The 25,062-nt window shown below is 37.0% G+C and carries 28 protein-coding genes; 18 read left to right on the forward strand and 10 right to left on the reverse strand.

Annotated elements, in window-relative coordinates; translation table 11 throughout:
• Positions 1-77: 77 nt before the first annotated feature.
• Positions 78-1,166, forward strand: coding sequence for a M42 family metallopeptidase (locus tag C7Y47_RS10920; protein ID WP_142508819.1), 1,089 nt, complete (start codon positions 78-80; stop codon positions 1,164-1,166).
• A 575-nt stretch (positions 1,167-1,741) separates the two neighbouring features.
• Here C7Y47_RS10920 and C7Y47_RS10925 read toward each other — a convergent pair.
• Entirely contained in the window at positions 1,742-2,116 is a 375-nt protein-coding gene (locus C7Y47_RS10925; protein WP_142508820.1) for a peptidylprolyl isomerase, read from the reverse strand.
• A gap of 197 nt (positions 2,117-2,313) precedes the next feature.
• Between C7Y47_RS10925 and C7Y47_RS26255 the strand changes: the two genes are divergently transcribed.
• Complete coding sequence (locus tag C7Y47_RS26255; RefSeq protein ID WP_436970107.1) at positions 2,314-2,397, forward strand: hypothetical protein; 84 nt, start codon at positions 2,314-2,316, stop codon at positions 2,395-2,397.
• 96 nt (positions 2,398-2,493) lie between these two features.
• On the opposite strand, the gene C7Y47_RS10935 is transcribed toward C7Y47_RS26255, so the two are convergent.
• The 3 genes from C7Y47_RS10935 to C7Y47_RS10945 form a co-directional block, all read right to left on the reverse strand.
• A complete protein-coding gene (locus C7Y47_RS10935; protein WP_436970108.1) occupies positions 2,494-3,198 on the reverse strand; it encodes a 4'-phosphopantetheinyl transferase family protein in 705 nt (234 codons plus the stop codon).
• Between the two features lie 192 nt (positions 3,199-3,390).
• On the reverse strand, positions 3,391-4,383 hold the full coding sequence (locus C7Y47_RS10940) for a serine hydrolase domain-containing protein (protein WP_142508822.1): 993 nt from the start codon (positions 4,381-4,383) through the stop codon (positions 3,391-3,393).
• Between the two features lie 13 nt (positions 4,384-4,396).
• Complete coding sequence (locus tag C7Y47_RS10945; RefSeq protein WP_142508823.1) at positions 4,397-4,855, reverse strand: MarR family winged helix-turn-helix transcriptional regulator; 459 nt, start codon at positions 4,853-4,855, stop codon at positions 4,397-4,399.
• A 237-nt stretch (positions 4,856-5,092) separates the two neighbouring features.
• On the opposite strand from C7Y47_RS10945, the gene argF reads away from it, so the two are divergent.
• From argF to C7Y47_RS10990, 9 genes are all read left to right on the forward strand, one after another.
• Positions 5,093-6,058, forward strand: coding sequence for an ornithine carbamoyltransferase (gene argF, locus C7Y47_RS10950; protein ID WP_142508824.1), 966 nt, complete (start codon positions 5,093-5,095; stop codon positions 6,056-6,058).
• A gap of 354 nt (positions 6,059-6,412) precedes the next feature.
• Positions 6,413-7,312, forward strand: coding sequence for a LysR family transcriptional regulator (locus tag C7Y47_RS10955; protein ID WP_142508825.1), 900 nt, complete (start codon positions 6,413-6,415; stop codon positions 7,310-7,312).
• Between the two features lie 186 nt (positions 7,313-7,498).
• Positions 7,499-8,827, forward strand: a complete 1,329-nt coding sequence (locus C7Y47_RS10960; protein WP_142508826.1) for an LLM class flavin-dependent oxidoreductase — start codon at positions 7,499-7,501, stop codon at positions 8,825-8,827.
• Positions 8,828-8,873: 46 nt separating this feature from the next.
• A complete protein-coding gene (locus C7Y47_RS10965; RefSeq protein ID WP_142508827.1) occupies positions 8,874-9,884 on the forward strand; it encodes an LLM class flavin-dependent oxidoreductase in 1,011 nt (336 codons plus the stop codon).
• 13 nt (positions 9,885-9,897) lie between these two features.
• Positions 9,898-10,170 (forward strand): glutaredoxin family protein, encoded by a 273-nt coding sequence (locus C7Y47_RS10970; RefSeq protein ID WP_142508828.1) that lies wholly within the window; start codon positions 9,898-9,900, stop codon positions 10,168-10,170.
• Positions 10,171-10,185: 15 nt separating this feature from the next.
• Entirely contained in the window at positions 10,186-11,010 is an 825-nt protein-coding gene (locus tag C7Y47_RS10975) for a transporter substrate-binding domain-containing protein (protein WP_142508829.1), read from the forward strand.
• 26 nt (positions 11,011-11,036) lie between these two features.
• The gene (locus C7Y47_RS10980; RefSeq protein WP_142508830.1) at positions 11,037-11,741 is read left to right on the forward strand and encodes an amino acid ABC transporter permease; all 705 of its coding nucleotides are present in this window, start codon (positions 11,037-11,039) and stop codon (positions 11,739-11,741) included.
• Between the two features lie 11 nt (positions 11,742-11,752).
• Positions 11,753-12,460 carry an amino acid ABC transporter permease gene (locus C7Y47_RS10985; protein WP_142508831.1) on the forward strand — a complete coding sequence of 236 codons (708 nt, stop codon included), beginning with the start codon at positions 11,753-11,755 and terminating at the stop codon, positions 12,458-12,460.
• A gap of 34 nt (positions 12,461-12,494) precedes the next feature.
• Positions 12,495-13,007 (forward strand): GNAT family N-acetyltransferase, encoded by a 513-nt coding sequence (locus tag C7Y47_RS10990; protein ID WP_142508832.1) that lies wholly within the window; start codon positions 12,495-12,497, stop codon positions 13,005-13,007.
• Between the two features lie 83 nt (positions 13,008-13,090).
• Here the strand turns inward: C7Y47_RS10990 and C7Y47_RS10995 are convergent, their stop codons facing one another.
• Both C7Y47_RS10995 and C7Y47_RS11000 read right to left on the reverse strand, forming a co-directional pair.
• Positions 13,091-13,702, reverse strand: coding sequence for a hypothetical protein (locus C7Y47_RS10995; protein WP_142508833.1), 612 nt, complete (start codon positions 13,700-13,702; stop codon positions 13,091-13,093).
• Positions 13,699-14,334, reverse strand: coding sequence for a hypothetical protein (locus C7Y47_RS11000; RefSeq protein WP_142508834.1), 636 nt, complete (start codon positions 14,332-14,334; stop codon positions 13,699-13,701). Before C7Y47_RS11000 ends, C7Y47_RS10995 begins: the two co-directional genes overlap by 4 nt.
• A gap of 225 nt (positions 14,335-14,559) precedes the next feature.
• Between C7Y47_RS11000 and C7Y47_RS11005 the strand changes: the two genes are divergently transcribed.
• The 5 genes from C7Y47_RS11005 to C7Y47_RS11025 are packed head-to-tail and all read left to right on the forward strand — an operon-like array spanning position 14,560 to position 18,764.
• The gene (locus C7Y47_RS11005) at positions 14,560-15,192 is read left to right on the forward strand and encodes a hypothetical protein (RefSeq protein ID WP_142508835.1); all 633 of its coding nucleotides are present in this window, start codon (positions 14,560-14,562) and stop codon (positions 15,190-15,192) included.
• Positions 15,189-15,791, forward strand: coding sequence for a hypothetical protein (locus C7Y47_RS11010; RefSeq protein WP_142508836.1), 603 nt, complete (start codon positions 15,189-15,191; stop codon positions 15,789-15,791). The genes C7Y47_RS11005 and C7Y47_RS11010 overlap by 4 nt, the downstream gene beginning before the upstream one ends.
• The gene (locus C7Y47_RS11015) at positions 15,788-16,930 is read left to right on the forward strand and encodes an ABC transporter substrate-binding protein (protein WP_142508837.1); all 1,143 of its coding nucleotides are present in this window, start codon (positions 15,788-15,790) and stop codon (positions 16,928-16,930) included. The genes C7Y47_RS11010 and C7Y47_RS11015 overlap by 4 nt, the downstream gene beginning before the upstream one ends.
• A 14-nt stretch (positions 16,931-16,944) precedes the next feature.
• The gene (locus C7Y47_RS11020) at positions 16,945-17,946 is read left to right on the forward strand and encodes a FecCD family ABC transporter permease (RefSeq protein WP_142508838.1); all 1,002 of its coding nucleotides are present in this window, start codon (positions 16,945-16,947) and stop codon (positions 17,944-17,946) included.
• The gene (locus C7Y47_RS11025; protein ID WP_142508839.1) at positions 17,943-18,764 is read left to right on the forward strand and encodes an ABC transporter ATP-binding protein; all 822 of its coding nucleotides are present in this window, start codon (positions 17,943-17,945) and stop codon (positions 18,762-18,764) included. The genes C7Y47_RS11020 and C7Y47_RS11025 overlap by 4 nt, the downstream gene beginning before the upstream one ends.
• A gap of 55 nt (positions 18,765-18,819) precedes the next feature.
• Here C7Y47_RS11025 and C7Y47_RS11030 read toward each other — a convergent pair whose 3' ends face one another.
• Both C7Y47_RS11030 and sspI read right to left on the reverse strand, forming a co-directional pair.
• On the reverse strand, positions 18,820-20,199 hold the full coding sequence (locus C7Y47_RS11030; RefSeq protein ID WP_142508840.1) for an FAD-binding oxidoreductase: 1,380 nt from the start codon (positions 20,197-20,199) through the stop codon (positions 18,820-18,822).
• A gap of 78 nt (positions 20,200-20,277) precedes the next feature.
• On the reverse strand, positions 20,278-20,487 hold the full coding sequence (sspI, locus tag C7Y47_RS11035; protein WP_132357157.1) for a small acid-soluble spore protein SspI: 210 nt from the start codon (positions 20,485-20,487) through the stop codon (positions 20,278-20,280).
• A gap of 614 nt (positions 20,488-21,101) precedes the next feature.
• Here sspI and C7Y47_RS11040 point away from each other — a divergent pair.
• Together C7Y47_RS11040 and C7Y47_RS11045 are read left to right on the forward strand one after the other, a co-directional pair.
• Complete coding sequence (locus C7Y47_RS11040) at positions 21,102-21,611, forward strand: sigma-70 family RNA polymerase sigma factor (RefSeq protein ID WP_142508841.1); 510 nt, start codon at positions 21,102-21,104, stop codon at positions 21,609-21,611.
• Between the two features lie 194 nt (positions 21,612-21,805).
• A complete protein-coding gene (locus C7Y47_RS11045; RefSeq protein WP_255505131.1) occupies positions 21,806-23,968 on the forward strand; it encodes a bifunctional diguanylate cyclase/phosphodiesterase in 2,163 nt (720 codons plus the stop codon).
• Positions 23,969-24,514: 546 nt separating this feature from the next.
• On the opposite strand, the gene C7Y47_RS11050 is transcribed toward C7Y47_RS11045, so the two are convergent.
• Positions 24,515-24,706 (reverse strand): H-type small acid-soluble spore protein, encoded by a 192-nt coding sequence (locus tag C7Y47_RS11050; RefSeq protein ID WP_142508842.1) that lies wholly within the window; start codon positions 24,704-24,706, stop codon positions 24,515-24,517.
• A 12-nt stretch (positions 24,707-24,718) separates the two neighbouring features.
• A complete protein-coding gene (locus tag C7Y47_RS11055; protein WP_142508843.1) occupies positions 24,719-24,880 on the reverse strand; it encodes a YfhD family protein in 162 nt (53 codons plus the stop codon).
• Between the last annotated feature and the right edge of the window lie 182 nt (positions 24,881-25,062).

Consider the following 25,062-nt stretch of genomic DNA (forward strand, 5'->3'; position numbering starts at 1 on the left):
TTTTCTGACGATTAAGCTAGGAATATTTCGGTAAACGAAGTATAATAGAGAAGATTCAAGAGTCAGGAGGCAAAAGGATGACACAGCTAGATTCAACATTACAAATGTTTAAAGATTTAACAGATGCGAATGGTATTGCAGGTAATGAACGTGCACCACGCGAGGTCATGAAAAAATACATTGGACCATATGCAGACTTAGTTGAAACAGATAATTTAGGTAGCGTCATTGCTAAAAAAGTTGGGGATGAAAATGGCCCAAAAATCATGGTTGCAGGTCACTTAGATGAAGTAGGCTTCATGGTTACTCAAATTGATGACAAAGGATTCATCAAATTTCAAACAGTAGGTGGCTGGTGGAGCCAGGTTATGCTTGCACAGCGTGTAACAATTACAACACGTAAAGGCGATGAAATTATTGGGGTTATTGGTTCAAAGCCACCACATATTTTACCAGCAGATGTGCGTAACAAAGTGGTAGACATTAAAGATATGTTTATCGATGTTGGTGCTGCTTCAAAAGATGAAGTACTTGAATGGGGTGTACGCCCTGGCGATATGGTAACACCATATTTCGAATTTAATGTGATGAAAAATGAAAAATACTTATTAGCAAAAGCATGGGATAACCGCATTGGTTGTGCAATTGCAATTGATGTTATGAAAGCATTGCAAAATGAAAAGCATCCTAACATCCTTTATTCTGTAGGAAATGTTCAAGAGGAAGTAGGGCTTCGTGGTGCAAAAACTGCTACGCATAAAATCCAACCAGATATCGGCTTTGCTGTCGATGTAGGTGTAGCAGGAGACACACCAGGGGTAACTGCAAAAGAATCAACTAGTAAAATGGGCGCCGGTCCACAAATTGTTGTTTACGATGCATCAATGGTGTCACACCGTGGCTTACGTGAATTCGTATTAGATGTGGCTGATGAGCACAATATTCCATATCAATTCGAAGCAATGGCTGGAGGCGGTACAGACGCTGGCTCTATCCACGTAACGGCAAATGGTATACCTGCACTATCCATCGGTATTGCAACACGCTACATTCACTCACATGCAGGTATTTTACATCGTGATGATTATGATAATGCTGTAAAATTAATGGTGGAAGTTATTAAAAAATTAGACCGTGATGCAGTCAATAGAATTATTTTTGACTAATACTGCGGAAAGAACTAATTGAAATACCGTAGTTTTGCCTTCTAACAGAAAAGTTAGGAGGCTTTTTGCGTTGGTTTAGACCAAAGAATATATCATAATTAGCAATTCACATAGGAGCGATTGAGAAAGCATAACAAAAGGGACTTGTATGTAGTTCAACGTACAAGTTCAAATTGATATGTGATAGGTTAATATTTCGATTGTAAAAAAGTGGATCATTGCTACTTATATGGTTCATCACCAAAAGTTGTGGATGACTTTTGTTAAAAATAGTTGATTGGAGTGGAGACTGGGCGACTCCTCGGACGCCCCCAGGAAGCTCTGCTCTGCGCGTCAGCGGCAAATGTTTTCTGTAGCGAAAGCGAAGCGTCAGCAACAAATGCTTTTTCTGTGCGAAAGCGAAGCGTCAGCAACAAATGTTTTCTGTAGCGAAAGCGAAGCGTCAGCAACAAATGTTTTTTCTGTGCGAAAGCGAAGCGGCAGCAACAAATGTTTTTTCTGTGCGAAAGCGAAGCGGCAGCAACAAAGCGCCCAGTCGGAACGGAAATCAACCATACGTTTTGGTGATGATCCACTTATATACCTGTTACATTATCAATAGTTGTAGATTTTCCATTGATGTGAATATTAATCGTATCAAGATTTGAGTCGAACGTTAATTTATAGACATGTTGTTTTATTTCATTATCTTGTTGATTCGTAACATCTAACTTTATTATTAATGTATCATCTTCTGTTTCGAGGCCTGTTGTAACTGTTCCTTTTGACTGAAAAACGATATAAGAAACATCCTTTTCTACTTCGTTGATTAATTGAAGTGTATTTTTTTCATCAATTACCTTTTGTACTTTTTCTGGAACACTTTCAATTTCACTAATACTTAGCGTTGATGAGTTACATGCTGTTAAAATAAATACTGTTAAAAACACTAAAAATAATAATTTTTTCAATGCCTTATCATCAGCCTTCCTTCGAATGATTGGAAATTCCTGTTATGGTAAATTGTAACATAGAAAATCATGAATTGGCGAAGGAATGGTAAATGTACAGCAAAATAGATTAATCCGTTACAAACAAGCGTTAAGAGCATGTCTAAAATGGCTCTATCCACGTTACTGTAAATGGTTATATTGCTCTATCCATCGGTATTGCAACACGCTACAGCCACTCACGTGCAGGCATTTTACATCGTGATGCTTATGATAATACTGTAAAATTAATGAAAAATTAGACAGTGATTCAATGAATAAAATTATTTTTTGACTAAGATAAGTAAAACAACCCCCAAACGAATAAAGTTTGAGGGTTGTTTTATATGAAAAATAAATCATTCATCAAAGTGCTGAAAAAAAGATGCAATAGTATGTAAAGAAATTTGTTCGATAGCATTCGCTTCAATTTGCTCATTGGAACAGCAAGCTATAGAATACTGTTGTTCAATACTAGTGGTTAAAAAATATAGAGAATCCAATTGGTTTGTAGCATTTAAATGAATGCCACCACCATGAATTTTAAAAAAGAAGGATTGAAGTGGCAAAGACAAGCCTACACCACAACATTTAATATAGGCTTCCTTCAATGTCCATAGTTTATAAAAATAATTTAATTGATTTCTGTCAGACAAAGCTATTAAATCTTCATATTCCTCGGGAGCAAAAATATGTTGAGCGAGATTGAGATCCAGTATTTTTTGCTTTTCAATATCGACGCCGATTTCCATATTACTAATACCACAAAGAACATAATTTCCTGAATGTGAAATATTAAAAAAGGCGTAAGGTAGATTTTTCACATATGGTTTACCATATGTATTATTGTCAAATTCAATAGCTGATGGGGCAATATTAAAATTTGTTGAAATTAAATATCTTGCTAATATGTCGGCTAATAAGCCTCGCTTATAGTCATCTTTGAAATGGAATCGCTGAAGTTTGTTCTGTTTGTCTTTTGAAATGAAAGCTGTGAGTTTTGAATGGTATTTATCGAAATGCGAATCTGTAATGGAAAGTAGAGCAAGTTTTATGATGATCAGTCACCCCCCTTTTATGTTTAACCTCTAAATATTTGCTGCCTATATTCCTTTGATGCTAACTCGGCATAGCGTTTTAAATAGCTCTGAAAATCTACCTGCACTTTGATAGCCTACTGTTCGAGCAATTTCGTTAATAGGGAGCTCTGTATGAGAATTAGAGATACCCCGTTTTGTATTCATATAAAATATCTATTAAACCTGTAAAAGCTTCAATATATCTTTCCCAATCTGCCCAGGGTTTGTCGCCAATATAGGAGAGCGATAATTTGATAACACAACGACGCCTGTTTGTTGTGCTTTATCAAAACCTAGATAACTAGAGAAAGCTTTCGTCGAACCGTTATGCCAAATGATATTGTCCTCAAGAAGCCATCCTAGACCAATACCCATATGTTCCGAAAAGGTTTCAGTAGCTTGATGTGATAATGAATAACCTAAATTCTCATCACTTAAATGTACTTTCATAAATTTTAAAAGATCATTGACAGTTGAACGGACTGCCCCTGCCGCCATAAAGTCATTCATTTGGAGCGGAGGCTTCTTATGTCCAAGAATCGTGTAGCCTTGCAATACTGCCTCTGCTTGATCAGAAGGGATAGAAATAAATGTATTTGGCATATTTAAAGGATCTGTTAATCTTTGTTTAATAGCTGTTTCATAATCAGTGTGAAGTGTATTGGCTAAAATATATCCTAAAAGCCCCATTCCTACATTAGAATATCTAAATTTAACTTTAGGCTCTTCTGTGTGCGTTTTAAAATAATTTATAGTCTCTTCCAGTGAATATTGGCAAAAGGGATCACGAGGTGTTTGTGCGTCAAAAAGATTGTAAATGTTCTTCAGCACACCTATTCCTGGTAGTCCAGAAGTATGGTTTGCTAAATGTTTGAGTGTGACAGGGTGATTATCGGGAATATCAGAAAAGTATTTGCCAATAGAGTCTTCTACATGGATTTTTCCTTCCTGAATCATTTCCCCTAATATGGATGTAGTAAAAACTTTAGAAATCGACCCAACTTCATATATATAAGGCTTTTCTTCCAGCATAAATTTCGAACCACCGAAAGTAAAAGTAGCTTCTTGGTCTTGAGAAATGATACCGATAGATAAAGCAACATTTGGACGGGTTTTTATATAGGGATAAGCAATTTTAAATATGTCCTTTTTTAAATCGTGTAAATCCACAATAATACCTCCATTAAGAACGTTTATTTTTTTCCTGCTCTTCTGAAATAATAAAACGTAATTTCAAAAGTATGTCTTTTAATTGTAACAAGTCCTCTCTATTGAGCTTTGTATAATATTTATAAATAATAGCAAGCTCAATTTCCTCCTGCTTTTGAAAATAAAGATGTCCCCGTTCATCTAGTTCTATAATAACCTCTCTACGATCCTTTTTACTCATTGTTCTTTTTATATAATCTTCTTGCTCCAGCCTATTTACTAGTTGGCTAACAGCACTTGGGGATGTACCCATTAACTTGGCTAATTCATAAGTTTGAAGGGGACCTTTCGTCTGAAGAAGAGTTAAAAATACTGCTTGTTTTGTAGTTAATGTTTCATCGAACAATGAGGAAAATTCTTCAGTTAACATTAAAGTGGTTTCATATTCAACTTGATTGATTTCTTTAACAAGATGCACCAAATCCTTATCCATGTATTTTACCACCTAAATAATTAATATATATAAATTATAAATATGTATTAACAGTAATGCAATTTTCTTACTATGCGATCGAAGATGGAATATGCATAAATATTCGATTATTCGGATTTTAGACACAACTGAAGATAAAATTCTAACTTTTTAAAATAAACATAAAAATTCAGTTGATTTTATATTTATGCATTTGCTATACTAAGCCCAACAGCAATTAAACAAGGAGCGAAGGTTATGAAATTACTCGAGGAAGTACAGTTAAAGTTAGTATCTAGTTTAAAAGGTAAGGACTTATTAACCTTTCTAGACTATACAAGTGAAGAGGTTCAGCAGTTAGTTGAATTAGCGACACAGCTGAAAATGATTACTAAAGAAGGGAAATGTCCGAAGCTGCTAGAAGGTAAGACACTCGGCATGATTTTTGAAAAACATTCAACTCGTACTCGTATTTCATTTGAAGTTGGTATGAACCAATTAGGTGGAAAAGGTATGTTTATGCATGCGCGTGATTTACAGATTGGTCGTGGTGAATCGATTTATGATACAGCACATGTGTTATCAGGTTATTTAGATGGTATTATGATTCGTGCGAACGCTCATGCAATGGTAAAGGAGCTTGCAGAGCATGCATCTATACCGGTCATCAATGGACTAACGGATATTTATCACCCATGCCAAGCTTTAGCTGATTTAGAAACAATTATTGAAAATAAAGGTCACCTAAAAGGATTAAAAATTGCCTATGTTGGAGATGGCAACAACGTGGCACACTCTTTAGTAGTCGCTTCTGCTCATGTAGGAATGAACGTGGCAGTAGCAACGCCAGTTGGCTATGAATGTGATGCAGAGGTGATCGCAAAAGCACAGGCTATCGCAGCAGCAAATGGTAGCACAATTATAATTACAAATGATCCTGTAGAAGCGGTGTTAAACGCGGACGTAGTATACGCGGATGTATGGACATCAATGGGGCATGAAGAGGAGACTGCAAAACGTCTACAAGACTTTGCAGGTTATCAAATAAATGATGAGCTAGTAGCATTCGCAAAACCGAATTATATGTTCCTACACTGTTTACCAGCTCATCGTGAAGAAGAAGTAGCGTCATCTGTTATAGATAGCCCAAATTCCTATATTTTTGAGCAAGCGGAAAATAGACTCCATGCACAAAAAGCAGTGCTAGCATCAATTCTAGCTTAACTTCTTTCAGCAAGTGTTTTTTTGCAGCGAAAGCGAAGCGTATTCTACAATTGTTTTGAAGTATTATACTTCTTAGTGGAGATACTATATAAAGAGAGTTCGTATTGGCAACAGGGGGTGTCAATATGAATAACATAAAGTGGTTGCAGACAGAGGGATGTAAGCCACGCGTGATGTATGTTATCAAGATGGATGACCACATCGCTACATAATAAAGTAACCTGGGAGACGCTAGGTTACTTTTTTCTTGTTAACTGCCCATTTACTTCAATACCTAGTTTTCCAATATTTTATAGAGAATTAAAACGATTATCTATATAATAGGATAAATAAGTTATTTGAGGAGGGCTTCAGATGAATATTGACCATATCGAAGCGTTTTTATATGTAGTGCATTATAAAAGTATTCATAAGGCCGCAAATGCATTGTTTTTATCTCAACCGACTGTGACGGCACGTATTAAATCATTGGAGCGAGAGTTAAATGTAGAGTTATTTCATCGCGATGGGCGAAGTGTAATATTATCGGATAAAGGCAAGGATTTTCTACCTTTTGCGACACAGATTGTGCAAACCTTCGAACAGGGAAAGAAACAATTAGAGGAAACGAAGGAGTCTGACGAAGTGTGCATTGGTACAAATGGTGTCACCGCACAATATTTTTTAGCTTACGCAATGCCAAAATGGAAGAAAGACTTTCCACATTTACGCTTTCAGATTATCACAGGTTCAACAGCGGTGATTTTAGAAAAATTACAAAGTCATCAAATCCATCTTGGTCTAATTCAATACGTGCATAGGGAAGGGATTTGTAATGAGCTATTGCTAAGTAATGCAGTCAAACTTGTGATGCATCGCGAGCATCCCTTTATACAACAAAATCTAATAAAAGCAAAGGAACTGGCACAACAGAAAATGGTGTTTTTTGAATGTGGGGCTTTTGATTGGAATTATGTGCATAAAATGTTTGAGGTAGAGGGCGTATCAGCAAATATTGAAGTGCGAACGGATCATTTAGAAGTAGCGAAAGAATTTATCCGTACAAGGGAGTATATGAGTTTTTTACCATATCTTTGTGTAAAAAAAGAACTTGAAAGCGGTGAGTTTGTAGAGATTGATATCAAACATTTACTTGATATGGATCAACACATTTTTCTAACGTATAAAAATAAACAGACGCTGGCACCAGCCTTTTGGAAAACAATAGTAGAAACAGCTGAGCAATTTGAAATCATTCAAGAAAATCTGAATTGATAAAATTTTTTATAAGTCAGTAAATTTTTTTCTATTAAGTAGCCTATTGCAAACTGTATAAATGAACTGTATTATCTTCCTCAACCCTATTTTATTTATGAGTACCCATAAATAAAATATTTTTTTAAATATAAAACATACTTAACCACTATGTTTAGTAAAAATAAAATTTAAGGAGGAACAAATATGGTGAGACAGGACAAAATTCGATTCGGGGCTATTATTCATGGTGTGGGTGGTAATATTTCAGGTTGGCGTCATCCTAAGGTGGCTAGCAATCAAAGTGTAAGCTTGCCGTTTTATATTCAGCAAGCACAAAAGGCTGAGCAGGGGAAATTTGATGTTGCTTTTATTGCAGATGGTTTGTTCATTAATGAAAAATCTATTCCCCATTTTTTAAATCGTTTCGAGCCAATAACAATTCTTTCGGCGCTAGCAGTAGCAACGAAAAACATCGGGTTAGTTGGTACTGTATCAACTTCCTATAGCGAACCATTTACAGTTGCACGCCAATTTGCCTCTTTGGATCATATTAGTGGGGGCCGTGCAGGGTGGAATGTTGTTACGACACCATTAGAAAGTACTGCTTTAAACTATAATAAATCAATTGAACAGCATCCTAGCCATACAGAACGCTATCAAATTGCTGAGGAATATTTAGAAGTGGTAAAGGGCTTGTGGGATTCATGGGAAGATGATGCTTTCATAGCAGATGTAGAACATGATGTATTTTTCGATCCTGAAAAGCTGCACACACTAAATCATAAGGGCAACTATTTTTCAGTACAAGGTCCGCTGAATATAGCACGCTCTAAGCAGGGGCAGCCTGTTATTTTCCAAGCAGGTTCTTCAGATGCAGGAATTCGATTAGCCGCAAAGGATGCAGACGCAATCTTTACACATGGATCGTCATTAGAAGAATCACAGAAATTTTATAAAAGAGTAAAGACTGAGGTTGTGGCATTTGAACGCAATCCAGATGAAGTTAAAATTTTCCCAGGAATCTCTCCGATTATTGGCGATACGCTTGAGGAAGCGGAAGCGAAGTATCAGGAAATTGTTGAGCTTGTTTCGATAGAGCGCGCACTTGCTTATCTTGGTCGGTATTTCGATCATCATGATTTTTCACAATATGATGTAGATGCTCCGTTCCCAGAGCTTGGTGATATTGGAGCAAACAGCTTTAGAAGTACGACTGATTATATTAAAAAATATGCCAAACAAGAAGGGCTAACATTGCGACAAGTAGCGTTACGTGAGGCAACCCCCAAAACAGCATTCTTTGGTACAGCAGAGCATGTTGCTGACCTCGTGCAGGAATGGTTTGAGCAAGAGGCGGCTGATGGCTTTATTATAGGCGTTACTGTACCTGGAGCACTGGATGATTTTGTAGACAAGGTTGTGCCGATTTTACAAGCAAGAGGGCTATACCGTGAAGAATATGAAGCTGACACATTACGTGGTAACTTAGGTTTACCATTTAAAGAAAGCCGTTATGTCAAACAGTCTGTCTAAAAACCAAGTATAAATATAAGAATAAATGTATTTAAGGAGGCAATGTATGAGCTATTCATTAGGTATATTAGATCAAAGCCCTATTATTGAGGATGCTACAAACGAGAAGACCTTACAAAAAACAGTGGCTCTAGCACAAAAGGCAGAGCAATTGGGCTACTCACGTTTTTGGGTGTCAGAGCACCACAATACAGATACATTAGCAGGATCATCGCCGGAGGTATTAGTATCTTATCTCCTTGCGAAAACAAAGTCTATCAATATTGGATCGGGTGGAGTAATGCTACAGCACTACAGTCCTTACAAGGTAGCAGAAAACTTCCATGTTCTCGCATCGTTGGAGCCAGGCCGTGTTGATTTAGGCATAGGGAAAGCACCGGGCGGTTTACCTCTCTCTACGAAGGCATTGCAATATGGCACCCTCAATAAAGGCGAAAATGATTTTGAGGAAAGATTAACATTTTTACAGCAATTAATTGAGCAAACAGTACTAGCAGAGCACGAGTTATATGGGATACAGGCAACACCGATTCCAAAGATAAAGCCAGCATTATTTTTACTTGGGGCAAGTCCACAGAGCGCCGCACTTGCAGGTACACTAGGCATTGCGTTTGTCTTTGCGCGATTTATTAATAGTGATAATGATGTATTAGCACAAGCAGCTACAGCTTATCGCACGCATCATCCAAACGGTCATTTTGCCGTCTCCATCGCAGCACTTGCAGCCCCTACAAAAGAAGAGGCGATAGCGTTAGTTGGTGATCAAAAAATTACGAAGGTGCATTTAGCGAGTGGCAAAAGTCTAACATTACAATCAGTAGAACTTGCAGAGAAATTTGGTCAGGAATCTGGGGAGTCATTTACGGTGAAGCAATATGATGCAGATATTTTATGTGGGACTCCGGATGATATTAAAACGATATTAGATGACTACCATGTGCGCTATCAAATTGATGAGTATATTTTGCATACGCCTGTGTTGAAGGAATTTGAACGGGAACGATCATTTGAGCTATTGAGTCCAGTCAATTTACAGCAAAAGGAAGCGGTAAGCTAAGGAAGAAATGATTATGACGAAAAATATAGATGTAATAGTTTGGTCAAAGCAAGGTTGTAGTTATTGTGATGAAGTGAAAACACATTTGAAACAACAAGGTATTTCTTATAAAACCGTAGATGTAACACATAATGACGCATTCCGTGACATCTTAGAAGCAAAATATGGTGTCCGTTATGTTCCGGTTGTCGAAATTGGAGCAAATGGCGTCTTTAAAGCAGTAACAGAAATTGGGTTGGAGCATTTAAAAGCAGCGCTTGCTGTTGATTTACCGTCGCATGCATAAGAAGAGAGGGATTCTATGAAAAAATTATCATTTTATTTACTATTGTTGCTAGTTTTACTTTTAACCGCTTGTACAAGTTCTGAAAAGTTCGAAGGGGATACTAGTGAGAATAAAGCTGCGCAAGGTGGAAAGGACGTTCGAAAAATTATTGTCGGTACCGGTACTCAATTTCCAAATATCTGCTTTATTGATGATAAGGGGAATTTAACAGGTTATGATGTGGAGCTTGTTCGCGCTATTGATGAGAAGCTACCAGAATATGAGTTTGAATTTAAAACAATGGAATTTTCAAATTTATTACTAAGTTTAGAGACAAGAAAGATTGACTTTGTTGCCCATCAAATGGAAGTCAATAGTGAACGAGAGGAGAAATTCCTCTTTAATAAAGAGCCTTATAATGTATTCCCATTAAAAGTAACAGTCAATGCAAAAAACAATTCTATTCAATCCATTGATGATTTGAAAGGGAAAAACGTTAGTGTTTCGCCAACTAGTAACTCTGCTGTCTATATAGAAAAATACAATAAGGAACATAATTTAGGTGCTAATATTGTCTATTCGTCAGGCTCGGTTGATGTTCATAATCAACTTGCAACAGGTCGAATCGATGCAATCATTACAACACCATTTGCAGTAAAGTACTATAACGAAAGCAATAAGGCACAGGAGAAGGTAGTAGGAGATGCTTTATTAAATTCAAAAGTTTACTTCTTATTAAATAAAGACGAGGTCGTCTTACAGGAGCGACTTGATGATGCTATCCGAGAATTAAAGGCAGAAGGCGTCATTAGTAAGTTAAGTAAGAAATGGCTAGGTGACGATTATTCAGTAGACTTCTAAACGAGATAGGAGAGGGAGAAGGAAGTATGGCTAATGACTTTGACTTCACACTAATTGCACAAGTACTTCCAATATTACTTCAGTATTTACCAGTAACACTCGAAATTTTAGTGTTCGCCACTTTTTTTGGCATGCTACTTGGTATAGTAATCGCTATACCAAAGTTGCTACACATACCAGTTTTGAAGCACATCATAACGATTTATATTTCGTTTATTCGAGGTACGCCGGTTTTAGTGCAATTGTTTTTAGTGTTTTATGGTATACCAGCGTTATTAAAGCTTGTGCATATTGATGTAACAAGAATGGATGCTATGTATTTTGTAATTATTACTTATACGTTGAGCAATGCTGCATCGTTTGCTGAGATTTTTAGAGCGGCTATTTTAACGGTTGATCGTGGACAAATGGAGGCAGCTTATTCAGTTGGATTAAGTGGAAAACAGGCCTTTCTACGTATAGTGCTCCCTCAGGCGATTCGTGTTGCCTTTCCAAATATGGCAAATACGATGATTAGTTCTTTAAAGGATACTTCTTTAGCATTTTCAATTGGTGTCATGGATATGGTGGGACGTGGAGAAACACTTATTGCTTCAACAACAAGGGCGCTAGAAATATATTTGGCGCTGTCCATTGTTTATTATGTCATTGTTATGCTACTAGAAAAGGGTTTGAAATTAAATGAACGATATCTTAATCGATATATGCCAAAGGAAGCTGCATCTAGCTAGGGGGAAATGCTATGACTATAGATATTGTTTTTATTTTTGAAGCTTTAATAGAAATTAGTAAAGTATTGCCGTTAACTTTGTTCATGGCAGTTACACCTGTCTTATTAGGCATTTTTATCGGCATAATAGTTGCTTTTGTTCGGATACAACAAACAAAAATTCTCGCACCTTTGTTGAATTTTTACGTTTCTTTTTTTAGAGGTACACCAATCATTATGCACATTATGCTTGTTTATTTTGGCATACCAATTGTTGTTGATGTCATTTCAAAAGCTTTCAAGCTTGAGTTTCAATCAAGCTCTATCCCTATTTTACTTTTTGTTATTTTGGCTTTGACGCTAAGTGCAGGAGCTTACGCCTCCGAAATAATTCGGTCCGGTATTTTAAGTGTACCTAAGGGACAGCTAGAGGCAGCATATGCAGTCGGTTTGACTTTTTCACAGGCGATGCGACGCTATATATTACCTCAAGCATTTGGTAAATCCATTCCTAACTTCACAAATGTCTTTATCGGTTTCTTACATGCCACGTCACTAGCTTTTTTCCTTTCAATTAAAGAGTTAACAGGAGTTGCAAATATCATTGCTTCTATTAATTTAAAGTTTTTGGAGGCATTTATCGCCGTTGGGCTAATTTATTGGAGTGTTTCAGCTATCGTTGAATGGCTTGCACATCGTATTGAAAAAAGAGTAACAGCCTATAGTAAGGGCGGCATTTAAATAGAGTTGTTTATATAGAAAGGGGATAAGAACGATGACAGTAGCTGAAATAGTGATTGAGCATTTAAAAGAGGAAGACTATGCAAAGTATTTAGAGGTTTTAGTAGAGAGTTATGCACAATATGAAAAAGAATATGAAAACCCAGAGGACTGGGCTTCTTACTTAAGTGATATTCGGGCATCTGTCGGTAACCCTAATGCAGAGACAATTTTAGTGGCAAAGCGGGGTGATGAAATTTTAGGGGGACTGCAATTATTTACAGATTCTGAAAAAGCATATGGTTTGCCAGAGCTTAACATAAAGTCTACCATTGTGCGCTTACTTGGCGTGCATCCTAAAGGAAGAGGGCTAGGTGTTGCTAAAAAGTTATTGGACGAAAGCTTCGCCTTTGCACGCAATCGTCAGGATCAAGCATTATATTTACACTCGGGTGATATTATGCAAGCTGCTATTAATCTTTATTTATCCTTGGGTTTTGTAAGAGATGAATCTAAAGAGTTTAATAAGGGAGATAAGCTTGTAAAAAGTTTCCGCTATGATTTATAAATAAACTATGAGTACGTTAAAAAATGCCATAGCGAAAGGATTTGTTCGTCCTTTTTCTATGGCATTTGCACTTAACTCAGCGCTTACGAAATTTTCCCATAGGCTAAGTATGGGAAAAAGCCTTCAAGGAATCGTTCAGTTGCCGGCATAAAGTAAGAGCCGAAATGGAAATCAGGATCTAATGTTGTTATGACCCAAGTTCCGCCCGTAGAGGTAGTATCAATATATAAAACTGCACCACCATCTTCTGTCGATACTAAAATATTTGCATTTTCAGGAGGCCAGAAAACGCCATGTTGGTGCCATGTGCAGTCGTCAGGTGTTAAATAACCGTTAAACAGAGGATGTTTTGGTTTTTGTAAAACTAGACCACTTGAAGTATCTTTTTTAAGCCACCACCAAAAATTTGTTGGTCGCTCTTCCCATTGTTGTGCTGGTAACCAACTCCATGGCTGTGGTCCAAATGCAACTACAATTCCACCTTTATCAGCAAATGAATGTATTTTTACTACGCTAGCAAGTAACAGCTTGTGATTTAATTGAGAGGGAACAATCAGTACATCTAAGTCGTCGATGTCCGTTTCTAGGAAACCAGGATGATAAATTAATTTTTTTATATATTGATTGAATTTTGGTTCATGGAATGTCCGATAATGTGATTCATTACCACTATATATAACACCGATTCTTCTCATTGTACTGTGCTCTCCTTTAATGATTGTACTTCTGCTTCAAGCCATGATAAAAATTGAGGCCGAATAAGGTCTGTTGATTTGTTTTCATTAGCGTAGCCTAGTAAATCACGTCCTGCATGGACTAAAATAGTACCATTTGTTGTAGTACGATCTACATATGTAACCGTTTTACCATTTGAAAAAGTAAGTAATATTTCTGCATCATCTGGTGCGTGATGATAACCACGTGCAAAAAAGCCAGCAACTCCTTTTTTAAATGTCATATCTTCAGTAGTTACTCCTTGAAAAATGGATGAATCTGCGGTCGGAAAAACCTCATAATCTTTATAATTACGAATTAGCTGTGGCATGAATGGACCGCAACCTGGTAGCCATTCGCGAAATAGATGGCCACAATACACTACGATTTTTTTCTCTTCTAAAAAGGCAGCAATCTTCTCACGTTGACTGTACAAAAATTCTTGATCAACAAAGTTTGGGATTAGGATAACATCCACTTTTTCTAAATCTGCGTATGCGAAATCATATTGATCAATTATTATTGCTTCATTACCTGTATCTTTTTGCATACGACCATTCACACCGAAAGCATGTCCGGGGTCTAGTTTTAGTATCGAAATTGGGTCACTCATATTTATTCCTCCAAAAAAAATTAAGTAATAAATTATATTGAAAAAATATTTTACGCTCTTTGAACAATTGTTATCGGAAAAATTTACCTACAAATGTCTTGGAAACAAAAGGAAGTGCGCAAAACCTATTTGACAATGATAATCGTTATCACTATACTGTAATGTGTATTTAGATGCAAATGATAATCATTATCAATAATGATGGAATAGAAAGAAGGGTTCTCTTTGAAACCAATTGCTTATGTTGGTATTGATATACAGTTTTCGAGACTGACAGATGAGGATCGAAGGCGAGGATTAACGTTTTTATATGTATACGATTTACCGTATACCGATTTACGTGCCTATGCAGGCTTAATTATTACTAATTTAGTGGATGAGCAATTTTTATTAGAGCATAGAAATGTTTTGGATCAATATTTGACTCAAGGTGGCGTTATTTTTTCACTTACAGAGACATCATTACCTTGGTTAACAGGAGTTCCTAATTGGAAACGGTCTCCGATTCTATTAAAGGATCGTGAAATAATTATAAAAGAGCCAATACATCCATTATTCGCAAGTATTGATGCTTATGATATTAACTACCGTAAAGGGGTTAGAGGATTTTTTTCTCGTGGTTATTTTGAAAAGATTCCATTACATGCAGAGGTTCTTGTGACCGATCAAAGTGGTGCGACTATCATTTATGTGGATCGTGATTCAACAAATGGCACAATTTTTGCTGGCGCAGGGACGGACATCTATCGAGTGTTTATCAATGAAAATAATTCCTCGCGTTATTTAAGTTTGCAAATGCTTACATGCATCCGAGAAGAGTATGACCGCAATCAATTGAAGGGAGTGGGGGCACAATGATCGGTATCGTAACAAATGGATTACCCTTTCAAAAGCGATTTTTTGAAGAGCAGGAATTTCATTATTTATATGATGATATTTTACATATTCAAGAATTACATCGATATAATTTAGCAGATTATGACACATTGATTTTATCATGCCGTCTAGATATTCCCCATTTGAAGCGTTATCAATCACAGCTTCTCACATTTATTGAATCAGGTAAGCGACTCATTATTTTTGGTGAGATTTTAGATAATTGGTTTCCTACAATTGATTGGGAGGATTCGGAAGTTAATTTTAGTTGGTGGGTGCGCGACGGCGGCGATTTACCAATGAGTGAGCAAAATACAACACATCCATTATTCAAATTTATAACGCTTCGTGATATGAAGTGGCATTATCATGGCTCGTTTTTACCACCAGTTGGTGCTCAATCTTTACTCGATATCCCAGGTGGTCGCTCACTATTTTATATCGACAGCGTAAGTTTTAAAGGCGAATTAGTTGTCACTACACTAGATCCAATGTTCCATATCGGGCTTGGTTTTATCGATCAGTCAAAACCCTTTTTACATGGAATTGCAAAATGGTTAAGAGAGGAAGAAAATCAATGAAAAAATATGGTTATTTGGCAGCACTAACATTAACAGCAATGCTTGCAGCCTGTGGCAATCAAGAGGGACAATCAAAGTCTAATCAATCCGCAGAATCTTCAAAGTCGGAGGTTCAGACAACAGCGGAGGAGAAAGTTGTGACGGATCAGCTTGGACGTGAAGTAATAGTACCAGGCAAAATTGAACGTGTCGTGACAGGTGGGATTTTACCTTATTTCTCCACATGGTATGTCGCTACAAACTCAACGAAAGAAATTGTTGGTATGCACCCAAATTCGTATAATGCCGCGAAAAATTCAATTTTAGCAAAAATCTCACCAGATGTTTTAAAAGCAGAAACATCGTTTATTCAAAATGGTGAAGTGAATGTGGAAGAATTAATGAAAGTGAACCCTCAACTATATGTAGAGATTTCAACAAATGAGGATTCCATTAATAAAATTACAGAGGCAGGAATCCCTGTTGTTGCAGTAAAAGCGATTGATGCCGCAGCTGCTGAGCCTCTAGCAACATTCAATAGTTGGTTGACGTTAACGAGTCAAATGACAGGAACTACTGACCGTGCTGACCGTTTTTTAGATGAAGGTAAAAAAGTGCAGTCCGAACTTGATGCTAAATTAAAAGATGTTGCCACTCAGGACAAGCCTCGTGCGATGATACTGCATATGCATAATGATAAATCCATCACGGTTGGTGGTAAAAACTTTTTCGGTAATCAATGGCTTAACGCAACTGGAGCTGTAGACGTTGCTGAAAATGATGTACAAGGCAAGAAAGAAGTAAATATGGAGCAAATTTATGCTTGGAATCCAGATATAATTTATATCACTAACTTTACTGAAACGCAGCCAGAAGACTTACTTGAAAACAAGGTGAGTGGACAGGATTGGAGTCAGGTGAAAGCTGTTCAAGAGGGAAAAGTTTATAAAATTCCATTAGGTATTTATCGCTGGTTCCCACCAAGTGGCGATGCGCCATTAATGCTAAAATGGATGGCACAAAAAAATCACCCAACATTACTTAACTATAAAATAGAAGATGAGATTAAAGCTTACTATAAGGATTTCTATGAATTTGATGTTTCAGATAAGGAAATCCACACTATTTTAAATCCTTCTTCCGATGCAGCGAAATATTAAGGACTGATTGTGAAATGAAGAAATGGAAAATTATACTTTTATGGTTGCTACCGATTTTGGTAGCAATCGTTTCTCTTGGTGTTGGACGATTTGGGGTAAGCATGGAGCATATTATTAAAATCCTAGCTTCTCAAGTATTTCCTATTGAACAAACATGGACAAGTATGGAAGAAACTGTAGTTATGAATATTCGTTTACCTCGAATCTTACTTGCTCTATTAATTGGTGGTGGTTTATCTATTGCTGGTGCAGGTTTTCAAGGTATGTTTGGAAATCCACTAGTATCACCTGATATATTGGGCGTTTCTGCGGGTGCAGGGTTTGGAGCATCGCTTGGGATATTATTATTTGGACAAAACTTTGTAGCTCAAATGATGGCACTTATCTTTGGATTAGGTGCAATTGGCTTTACGTATTTAATTGCAGGGGCAAAGAAAAATGCACCTATTTTTATGTTTGTCTTAGCTGGTGTTGTTACGTCAGCACTTTTTAATGCATTAATTTCCTTAACAAAATTTGTGGCCGATCCAGAGGAAAAACTTCCTGCCATCACTTATTGGTTAATGGGGAGTCTTGGTACAGCAACCTATAAGGATTTGTATATTGGTGGTCCACTCATATTAATTGGAATTTTACTATTGTACTTACTACGTTGGCGATTGAATATTTTAACATTGCCGGAGGACGAGGCAGAATCAATGGGAATTCCCGTTACTCGTTTAAAGTGGTTCGTCATATTCGGAGCAACTTTAATTACAGCTGCATCCGTAGCTGTTGCTGGAATTGTTGGTTGGGTTGGTTTAATTATTCCGCATGTTGCACGAATGCTAGTCGGTAATAATAATCAATTTGTATTACCAGTATCTGTGGCTATAGGTAGTATTTATTTATTAGTAATTGATGATTTAGCTCGTTCATTAACAGCAACGGAGATACCTTTATCTATTTTAACAGCAATTATTGGAGCGCCGTTCTTTGCTTATTTATTACGCCGTTCAGGAGGAGGCTGGGCATGAAAATTGAAGTGATAAACGGAAATTATCATTATGAAAAAAGACAAAAAAAATTACCTGATTTATATGCAAAAGACATCAATTTCTCATTGGAGCCTGGTGAAATAATGGCGATTCTAGGTCCGAACGGAGCAGGGAAAACGACGATGTTAAAATGTATAACGGGGTTACTTGAATGGAAAAAAGGCGAGACTTTAATAGATAGCAAACCACTTGCAGCATTAAATCGGAAAGAACTATGGAAACGCGTTGGTTATGTGCCCCAAGCGCATAAAATGGTATTTGGATTTTCTGTAGAAGAGCTTGTCGTTATGGGGAGAGCCCCGTATATTAGCACCTTAGCGCAGCCATCTGCGAAGGATTTGGGAGCGGCTCATCAAGCACTGAAGACGGTTGACATTTTACATCTTGCTAAAAAATCATGCAATGAAATTAGTGGTGGTGAGTTGCAGTTAGCTTTAATTGCAAGAACTCTTGTTTCTGAACCAGAAGTTTTGATTTTAGATGAACCAGAGTCGCATTTGGATATTCAAAAACAAATAGTTATTTTACAAACGATTAAGCGTTTATCGAAGGAACGTGGTATTTCATGCATAATCAATACCCATTACCCAAATCATGCGTTTTATCTAGCAGATCGAATCTTGATGACTGCAAAAGAAAAAGGCGTCATCTACGGTAAAGTACAGGAGGTAATGACTGAAGCAAGGATGAAGGAATTTTTCGGTATTGAGTTAAAAAAAATAATATTTGAAGAAGGAGATTACCTTGTTGAAACGATGATACCAAGCGCATTAGGGACGAAGCGTAACAGTCGATAATCTCAAATGAAAAACACGGTCTCACCTTTCGTGGCGAGATCGTGTTTTATCTACATTACATGTTGAAAATTTTCCCTGGATTCAAAATATTATGTGGATCAAGTGTTGCCTTGATGCTTTTCATCACTAATAGAGATGTTCCGTGCTCTGTAGATTGATATTTCATTTTTCCAATACCAACCCCATGTTCACCAGTACATGTGCCACCACGTAGTAAAGCAAATTGGACAATATGCTCATTGAAGCGGTCTGCTTTTGCCTGCTCCTCAGCATCGTTTGGATCTAACATTAACAAGGCATGGAAGTTACCGTCTCCAACATGACCTACAATTCCACCTGCAAGACCAACTTCCTCAAGCTGTTCACGAGCATATAAAACGGATTCAGCAAGCATAGATATTGGCACACAAACATCAGTCGACATAAGCTTTTTCCCTGGATATGCATGGATATATGCATAGGCCAATGAATGGCGCGCCTCCCAGAGCTTATTCCGAGCTGAATTGTCTTGTTCAAATTCAACAGAAAGACAGCCAAAGTCCTCAAAAATTTCACTAGCAAAATCTATATCGGCATGCATACCTTCTTTATTTCCGTGAAATTCTAGAAATAGTGTCGGTTTTTCTTCATAGGATGTTTCATTATAAATATTTGCTTGTTTGATAGAGGCTTCATCGACCAGCTCAACACGGCCAATTGAAATGCCCGCTTGCAACAATGCGGTTACTGCACTGACAGCATCGCCAACTGTCGTAAAAACTGCACGTCCCGCCGTTACAAATTCGGGTATTCCATAGACTTGTAAAGTTAATTCTGTAAAGCAACCTAGCGTACCTTCAGAGCCAATGAAAAGGCCATTCAAGTGATAACCAGAAGAGGATTTTGCTGCTAAGCTACCGGTATGAATGACTGAACCGTCTGCGAGTACAACCTCTAAATCTCGTACTTGATCGCGCATAACACCATACCGCACTGCTGTTGTCCCGCTGGCATTTGTTGCTGCCATTCCACCAAGTGTAGCGTCAGCACCAGGGTCAACTGTGAATTGAAGTCCATGTTTTTTTAATTCTTTATTCAATTGAGCACGTGTTACACCCGGTTGTACTTTCACAAGCAGGTCATCTGGTCGAATTTCTAAAATAGCATTCATTTCAGAGAAATCGATAGAAATGCCATTTGCAATGGGAATTGCATTACCTTCCAAGCTTGAGCCAACACCAAAAGGTACGACTGGTACACGTTCCGCATGCGCAATTTTTAAGATGGCACTGACATCGGCCGTGGAACGAGGAAAGACAACGATATCTGGTAAGCTCATTGTATGATGAGATTCGTCCCTTCCATGTAGCTGTCGCACCGTTTCGTTTGTTGACACCTGTTCTTCAGATAAAATCTTTTTTAGTTGATTTACTATTAATTCTACAGCAACAGTCATTCCAATCCCTCCTAATTTTCTGATAAGTTAAACTTTATCATGCATTTATTGGAAAAGGAATGAACTGTCTATAAAAAGTTAGTGAGCAAAGGCTTTTTCAAGTTTTTGAACAAAAGCATCCTGCTCAGTTGGACTAGATTGCTGCCACCATTTTTCAAAAAACACACCAAGCCCTGGAAGTAAATGCTCTTCACCACGGCTAATTGCATCTTCGACAATATCCTTAAATTCGGCCGCTGATTGACCATGTACATTTGTCGTAATCGCATCTCTTATTTGAAAATTCATCTATTTCGCCTCCTTAGTAGTAATTTTGTCCAACCTTTTAAGAAATATGTATAGCGTGACAAATCAATTATGCCTCGGCATAATTCCGCTGTCGCTTAGATAAACAATGCGTCCGGAATCAGCTTTGTGCTTGCACGAAAGATTTCCTTTCCGATTCTGTGACATCCGCCGGAGCTTTAGGCCAACAGATGTTTTTTTCTGCGAAAGCGTAATGCTAACGCATGATGTTGATCACTCAGTCGTTGTTGTTGCTGTCGCTTCGCTTTCGCACAGACAAAACCGTGTTGCTGTCGCTACGCTTTCGCACAGATAAATTGCCGCAGGATGTGGTGCTCTTAGACTGAGTTCCTCTATCGGATGTCAGGACACCTGTTGAAAAGGAACTTAAACCAGCATTCATTTCACCACTTAAAGAGGTAGGAGATGAATGCTGAAAGAAGTTAAAACATATGATTTTTGAAATATTATACTGTTGTTATGTATAAATATTAAAAAGGACTTATAAAAACTTTCTGATCATAATGACAAATGAGCGGTTAGACACCTCCTTGTATTGTAACTAAGATGAAGGTACCTAGGAATAATGGACTGTGCACAGTCGACAGGACAATAGGATGACAACACAGCATAATAAGCAAAAGTTATCACCTGAACAATCATTTGAGGAAGTATTAGAATTAGTCCAACCAATGATAACGTCGATTTTGTTAAGGTGCCGTATTTATAAAGATTTTGAGTATTATCGTCATATAGCATCCATAGCCGTGTGGGAGGCTTGGCGTAAAGCGGATCAATCAAAAGGGCTGTTTTCTGCTTATATTTATACAACCGTAAAAGGAGAAATTTTAAAAGAGCTTTCAAAGGAAAAGAGTTTTGAAAATATTCATACACCTATGGAAAATGACACGATAAATTATATTCGAGATCATGAAATGAATGAAAGCAGTCCAGTTTTTATAGAACGCATTATGTCTCATTTGAAATTTGAAGAAAGAAAAATAATACTACTTTTATATGTAGAAGGTTTTAGTTACTTTGAAATAGCAAAAGAACTAGGTATATCTGTGGACGCAGTTAAAAAAAGACGTACAAGAATAATGATTAAGCTTCGCGAGTTATTATAAATAGTACGATAAGCATCAAAGGTATGCTAATATCATAACTGAATATTGGCATACTTTTTATATTTGCATACAAATTCTAATAAAAATGCTATGATTTGTAAGAAGTCAAAGAAAAATACAATTTTTAATTTTATTTTTCCTTTGGGCAGTTCATATTACCTATCTAATTTGATTATTGGTATGGAGGGTTTCTGTTGGAGAATTGGTTGAAACAATTAGAGATAGAAAAGAAAGAGATTTGGTATATAGTATTGCCACTATTGCTAGTGTTGCCAATATTAGGTTTAAGTAATCAGGTATTTGGTCCTTTTGAGGAAGAAAGTTATATTTGTTTGAATTTGATTATACAAATACTAATTATTGTTTTTACAATGGCAATCGCTATTCAATCTTGGCTCGTTTTTTCACACTTATTATCGAGTCAAACATTATACATAGGTAATTTATTTTTTATCATCGCCTTGTTTGAATTAGTGAGCGTGGTAATCGCTCAATATCCAATGGCTGATACACTATATTTGGAAATATGGTTGGATTTAATCATGCGTTTATGCTTATCAATCGGTTTTGTTTTTATTATTTTAAAGCCAAAAAAACGCTTAACGATGAATGATCGTAATTATACATATTGCAGTTCCTTATTATTTGTACTACTGAGCCTTTTTCTAGTGTATCTCTCTTCAAAATATTTTTTACTTGAAGAACAATTGTTGCTGAAAGCAAGCGCTATTGCTCATTTAACGTCTGCTGTCTTACAAAGTGTAACGATAGTGATTTTGAGTAAATATATAAAAAAGTTGCCAAAACGAGTTATGTGGCTTATTAGCGCAGCAACTTATTTAATTATTAGTGATATTTTCTTTGCGTTCATCAAAGATTTGACATCAATTTGGGGCTTTCCTGCATTAATTTATCAATTTTTTGCATTCTTCTTTTTCCTAAAAGCTATTTATTATACAACTGTTGAAAAACCATATACGCAACTTTTAAAAATAAAGCGGGATCTTGAGCATTCGCAGCAGGAGCTTCATTTTCAAGCTTATCATGATGATATTACTAAGCTTCCAAATGAACATTTGTTATTGAAAACCTTAAAAGAGGAATTACATGACAATAGTCGTCAAAAAGCAATCATTGCAATCGAAATTGATCGCCTTGCTGCTATTCGTTCATCTATAGGTATTAGCTATTCTAATACAATGATGAAGCTCGTAGCTGAGAGAATTCAAGCTATATTACCCCCTCATTATTTTGCTACAAAGCTTCATGAGGGACAGTTTATTATTTATATTAATCATGTGAAGACAAGAGAAGAGTTGCTACAATTTTGCTTGAACTTGAAGAGTACGATGAAAAAACCATTACAAGTACAACTTTTTCCACTTAACGGAAATCTTAATATTGGCATTGCCCTGCATGAAGAAGATTGCTCAGGTGAAGAGCTTTTAATGCACGCTCAGTTAGCGATGAGAGAAGCGGGTCAAATACCTCAAAGAGTTCTTTTTTATAAGCCGTATATGTCAAATGGCATTGCTGATCGTATATTGATTGAGCAAGAGCTTCATAAAGCATTAGCTAATGAAGAATTTTACTTGGATTTTCAGCCTCAAGTAAATTTAAAAACGGGTAAAATCGAATCGGTGGAAGCGCTAGTACGTTGGCGTCATCCAACCCGTGGATTTGTTTCACCTGAGTTGTTTATCCCAATTGCAGAAGAATCTGGTCTAATTATTCCTTTAGGAAAATGGATTTTAGAAATGGCGTGCACTCAAGCAAAGACATGGAAGGAGCAAGGTTTGCCACCAATGAAGGTTGCTGTGAATGTATCCATTGGACAGTTATTCCAGCAAGATTTAGTGCATATGGTGCAAGAAATCTTACAACGTACAAATTTAGAACCGCAATATTTACAATTGGAAATTACAGAAAGTATGACGATGAACATTGATCAAATAACCCAGCTACTTCATGAGTTAAAGGCAATTGGTATACAAATTGCTGTTGATGACTTTGGGACAGGGTATTCGTCGCTTTCGTATTTAAAAGACTTTCCAATCGATTGTTTAAAAATTGATCGGGCGTTCGTTCGAAATATACAGCATAATTCAAATGATAAAGCGCTCGTTTCTATGATTTTATCAATGGCCAAGCATTTGAGATTAAAGGTTGTTGCTGAAGGAATTGAAGAAGTGGAGCAACTTGCTTTCCTGATTGACGGTGATTGCGATTATATTCAGGGTTATTTGTTTAGTAAGCCGATTTCAGCAGAACAGATTTCCAATAACTTTAACGAGATACACAGTCGAGCAAGAGATATTTTAACAGAGTTAAAATATGAAGAGGATTTCGTCATTTAAAGTTGAGATTTTCAGTGGTGAAAAATAGAGCGATGGATAGAACCGGCAAAGCGATGGATAGAGAAGCCAAAGTCGTGGATAGAACCGTCAAAGCGACGGAAAGAGCAGTCAGCGACGGATAGAACCGTCAAAGCGACGGAAAGAAAAGCTGAAGCGATGGATAGAACAGTCAGCGAAGGAAAGAAGAGTCGAAGCGACGGAAAGAGCAGTCAAAGCGAAGGAAAGAAGAGTCGAAGCGACGGATGGAACCGTTAAAATGGTGGATAGAGAAGCCAAAGTCGTGGATAGAACCGTCAAGGCGACGGATAGAAGTTAGAATGATGAAGTGGTTGATTGGAATCAAGGCTGGTCGATTCCTTGCGGCTCATCGGACGCCCCCAGAAATCGCCTAGTCGGAACGGAAATCAAACACTCGTTTTGCCTAATTGCAATACTTTATCTAAATAGGATACCTACCTTAATTTATTGACTTAATAGTTTTTCAACAAAATGAAAACTGCTTACTTCATCACAGGAAGTAAGCAGTTTTTTATTTGATGGTAAAGTTTAATGTACGAGGTACTCTTCTTTTAATTCTCCTATGTCCACTTCGGATCGTTCCTCTAAAGACCGACGTAAATGGACAGTTGCAGTTTTACCATCATCATGAAGTTTGTCAATCCAAATAGATACACCATTATAGCTTACTTCATATTCTTTTGGTGAGGCGACAATTTCTTGTGCACGTGTAAATTCCACTTGAAGGCCCCCTTATTTTTTTGTCTTGCCTTCTTTAGTGACTGAATTTATCATGTTCATAAACTCTTGAGAAAACTCTTCACTAACTTTGTCAGGCGCTATTTTTTGGTTTTTTGGCGTTTGAGGCAATGACCCTTTATTGGCGCTTTTACCTTGCTTATTGTCTCTTCCCATGTTCAGTTTCTCCTTTCGTTTTGATATTTCTTAATATGGCTTTGAATTGATTTTTTTATCATGGGAAAAACTAGGGAAAGGTAAGCATTTATTGTATATACGTTTAGTGCTTTTTGTGTAAATAGATAAATGAGCATACTAAGCGTAAAAAGGTGCTAAACTCCAAGACCTATTTAACGACC

The sequence above is a fragment of the Lysinibacillus sphaericus genome, assembly GCF_006864135.1.
In the GTDB taxonomy this organism is placed as follows: domain Bacteria; phylum Bacillota; class Bacilli; order Bacillales_A; family Planococcaceae; genus Lysinibacillus.